At 68.7% G+C, this 3479-nt stretch carries 7 protein-coding genes; 3 read left to right on the top strand and 4 right to left on the bottom strand.

All coding sequences use genetic code 11. The annotated features are described in order from the left end of the window. On the top strand, window positions 1–108 hold a 108-nt coding region (locus ACFHWS_RS28345), incomplete at its 5' end, for a transposase (RefSeq protein ID WP_416569558.1). A gap of 125 nt (window positions 109–233) precedes the next feature. Here the strand turns inward: ACFHWS_RS28345 and ACFHWS_RS28340 are convergent. From ACFHWS_RS28340 to ACFHWS_RS28325, 4 genes are all read right to left on the bottom strand, one after another. Continuing rightward, window positions 234–563 (bottom strand): helix-turn-helix domain-containing protein, encoded by a 330-nt coding sequence (locus ACFHWS_RS28340; protein ID WP_281553025.1) that lies wholly within the window; start codon window positions 561–563, stop codon window positions 234–236. Then, window positions 560–931: a type II toxin-antitoxin system RelE/ParE family toxin gene (locus ACFHWS_RS28335; RefSeq protein ID WP_416557638.1), complete on the bottom strand. Its 372-nt coding sequence runs from the start codon at window positions 929–931 to the stop codon at window positions 560–562. The genes ACFHWS_RS28340 and ACFHWS_RS28335 overlap by 4 nt, the downstream gene beginning before the upstream one ends. Window positions 932–1216: 285 nt before the next feature. Further along, the gene (locus ACFHWS_RS28330; protein ID WP_416557637.1) at window positions 1217–1594 is read right to left on the bottom strand and encodes a hypothetical protein; all 378 of its coding nucleotides are present in this window, start codon (window positions 1592–1594) and stop codon (window positions 1217–1219) included. 199 nt (window positions 1595–1793) lie between these two features. Next, window positions 1794–2117 (bottom strand): hypothetical protein, encoded by a 324-nt coding sequence (locus tag ACFHWS_RS28325; RefSeq protein ID WP_416569557.1) that lies wholly within the window; start codon window positions 2115–2117, stop codon window positions 1794–1796. 191 nt (window positions 2118–2308) lie between these two features. On the opposite strand from ACFHWS_RS28325, the gene ACFHWS_RS28320 reads away from it, so the two are divergent. Together ACFHWS_RS28320 and ACFHWS_RS28315 are read left to right on the top strand one after the other, a co-directional pair. After that, window positions 2309–2563, top strand: a complete 255-nt coding sequence (locus tag ACFHWS_RS28320) for a hypothetical protein (protein WP_416557635.1) — start codon at window positions 2309–2311, stop codon at window positions 2561–2563. 356 nt (window positions 2564–2919) lie between these two features. Further along, complete coding sequence (locus tag ACFHWS_RS28315) at window positions 2920–3471, top strand: transposase family protein (RefSeq protein ID WP_416569556.1); 552 nt, start codon at window positions 2920–2922, stop codon at window positions 3469–3471. Window positions 3472–3479 lie beyond the last annotated feature (8 nt).

The following is a 3479-nucleotide window of genomic DNA, read 5'->3' as shown; positions in this document are numbered from 1 at the left end:
CACCGGGCCAACAAGCTCTGGTCGGGCTCGTACTTCGCCGGCTCCGTCGGCGGCGCGCCACCGAGCATCGTGACGCAGTACATCGAGCAGCAGAACCGTCCGGCTTAGGGCACCACTCGGGCCCTGGCGGCCCTCCCAGCGAGGGCCTACACCCCCGGCCTGAAGGCCGGAGCACTGGCCCACATTCCGGTAGCGGCTCGGTGCCTACTCTGCTCCGGGGTCTCGTGGGCTGGTCAGGCAACCCGCAGGGTGAGCGGACCACGGGACACTACGATCGAAACCTCGGCACCCAGCGCTTCGGCGTACGCGCGCAGTGTGTCCAGGCTGTCGACCTGGCCATGCTCGATCTGGGAGATCCTGGCCTGACTCACCCCGAGTGCCACAGCTACTTCGGCCTGGGTGAGCCCGGCAGACTTACGCATCTCGGCCAACTCGTGTCCCCGGATGCGGCCGATATTCTCGCCGCGAATCGCGGCCCGCTGCGCCTGTGCTTCCTCACTGGCGAGCCACGGCTGTCGGGTGACCGCCTCAGCCTTCACATCGCTCCACCGACGGGCCGTCATGACCCCTCCCCACTCTTGCGCTCGACCAGATACTCCTCGTACCGCGCCTCTGCGACCGGGACGTTCTCCCGGTACCACTGGTTCCATCGGCCCGCCTTGTCGCCAGCGACCAGGATCACCGCGTCCCGTTCGACATCGAAGGCGAACAGCAGACGTATCTCCGAGCGCCCGGCAGAGCCCGGCCGCAGCTCCTTCAGATTGTGCAACCGACTGCCGTGGATCCGGTCGACCATCGGCCGGCCAAGCCAAGGGCCTTCCTCCGCCAGGTGGTCGATCGCCTCCATGACCCGGTTGGCGGAGGTCGGGTCCGACTCGCACAGCCTGAGGTACCACTCCTCAACCGGGGCGACCAGCACCACGTCCCACATGCCCCGAGTATAAACCATGCCTTATGTCAGGTGGTCAACCCGCAGCTGCTGAAGTGCGCCCTTCGCCTGCTCCGGGAATCAGCTTGTCGCCGTGGACCGGGCTGGGGCGGTCGTCGCGCGCGTGCGACTCTCGGCCCGTATCGACTGCCTGCTTACCGACGGCCGATGTCAGGTGTACGCCATCGGTAAAGGCCACCTCACCGCGATCGACGTCGGGGTGTCGCAGAGTAGCGCGGACTCGGCCGGAACGCCGGTGGGAGTCGATCCTTGGTTGCAGACAGTGCTTCAAGAGGTCTCGATCGCGCGAGGTTGGTGGGCTCGGTCCGGGATCTGCAGATCTGCGCCGCCGAGTTTGGTGAATCGGTCGGCGAGTTCGGTGAACAGCTCCTTCCGGGACGGTTCGTCAGCGAAGGCCCAGATCTCGGCCTCGTTCGCCGGGGGCAGCTCGGGTAGGTCGTCCGCGCCGAACGTGCCGAGCAGCAGACCAAGCGCCCGGTCGAGGGTGACGACCTCGCGCCGGTAAAGCCGCAGGACCGCCTGGGTGTAGCTGCGCGGCAGCGACCCCGGCTCCAGCTCCTGGCTCGGCAGTAGGTTCTTCTCCTCGATGTCCGCCTTGCTGGTGCGGACCGCACGAATCTTGTCGGCCTCCGCTTGGCCGGACAAGGCCCAGCTCGGTCAACCGGCGGGCCAAGGTGGCCATGTCGACCTGATAATGGCTGCCGGCTCGTACTGCCGCGTCCCGCATGACCTCATCCGGGATCGCCGACCACTCGGACCACCGTTCCCGCAGGTCGGCCTCGGGCAGCAGCAGGGCACGGGCGAACCGGTCCAGCCGTGTTTCGACCTCATCCGCCTCGGTGGCTCAGGCCGCGAAGAGTTCGCCGCTGCCCATGGCAGCGGTGGTGACCACGTCGCCGTCGGGGGTGGTCAACCGTTCGGCGGCACCGCCGGCCCGGACGCGTACCAACCGGCCCTGCCGAACCTCGCGGCCGCCGTCGCGCAACGCGTGCACGATGGTGGCGGCCAGGGCTTCGCCGAGGGCACCGGGTTCGACCTCGACCGACGCGACGGCGTCGATGCGTACCCGGGAAGGTTGTTCCTCGCCCGCCAGCAGGTGCAGCAGGATGCTCTCGGTCGCGAGCACACCGAAGCTCGCCCCGCAGACCAGGGTGCGACCGGTCGCCACCGCCTCCCGGTGCATGGCGTGCAGCGACTCGAACGCGCTCAGTTCGTTGCCGACGTCGACGTAGTGGGTGCCGGCCGGGCAGGCCCGCGCGACCTGCGGCGCGGTGGGTCAGCCGTTCCCGGTCGCGGCCGACCGCCACCACCTCGGTGCCTGCCTGCCGCAGGCGCTGCACCCTGTTACGCCGACGGGCCGTGATAGACGCCGAACCGGCTCTGCACGAGCGCGAGCTACGCAAGTTCGCGCTGCTGTCGGCGGCACTGGAGCAGGGCTTCCGCGATCGCGGCATCGACGATCTGACCGCCCGGCTGGCGGCCGAGATCGCGGTGACCACGTTCCGGACTGCGGTGACCCGCTGGCTCGACCAGCACGGCGACCCCGACCTCCCCGCCACCATCGACCAGACCCTGGCAGCGATGAGACACCTGGTCGGTACGCCGTCGGCGTGAGGCCGGAACCTCGGATGTTGCCCGCCGTAGCGGAATGCCGGTTGAGCTGATGCCACAGGTGCATCAAGATGCACCTGTGGCATCAGGTCGTCGGAGGCACCATGAGGTACCGGAAGTCTGCCGACCCGCCGACCCGCCGACCCGCCGACCCGAAGCCCCAAGCAGGAAGCAGGAAGCACGAGGCCCGGGGCGCGAGGTCCGGGGCAGGGGCTTTGCGTAGTCGCCTGAGAGTACTTCTGGCCTGCGTGAACGCGCTGTCATCGACCTGGTTGGAGGGTGACAAAGGGCGGGTGCGGCCCGTAGGTGATCATGGAGTTGCTGCGACAACATGACACCGACAAGGACCACACCCGCGCATGTCATCATCGCTGATCGACGTGATCCGTCAGCACGCCCCCGCCCCATCCGGCACGATGCCCGCCGACCGGGAGGCGTATGGCCTGTTGGAAGCCTTGGCCCGAGTTCCCGATCCTCGTGACCCGCGAGGAGTCCGCTACCCCTTGGCGAGCGTGCTCGCGGCTGCGGTGTGTGCGGTGGTGGCCGGGGCTTCCACGTTCGCGGCGATCGGCGACTGGGTCGATGATCTCGACGCGTCGGCGTGGGGCCGGCTCGGGTTCACCGGCCGGGTACCGGTCCTGACCACGGTGTGGCGGTTGCTGGTCCGCGTCGACGCCAAGACGTTGACGTCGGTCCTGGCCGACTGGCTGTGCTCCCGACTACCAGCGCCCGCGCCGGCGCGGCGTGTCATCGCTGTCGACGGCAAGGTGGTGCGGGGTGCTGTCCTGCCCGAAGGACGGGTCCATCTGCTGTCGGCCTACGACACGTCGACCGGTGTGGTCCTGGCGCAGGTCCAGGTCGCGGCGAAGTCGAACGAGTCACCCTGTGCCGAGCACGCCGCTATGGCGTGAAAAACTGC

Origin of the sequence: Micromonospora sp. LOL_013 (assembly GCF_048060315.1) — a bacterium.
Lineage (GTDB): Bacteria > Actinomycetota > Actinomycetes > Mycobacteriales > Micromonosporaceae > Micromonospora_E.
The sequence above is the reverse complement of the archived record's forward strand: the minus strand, read 5'-3'. Positions and strand labels throughout refer to the sequence as shown.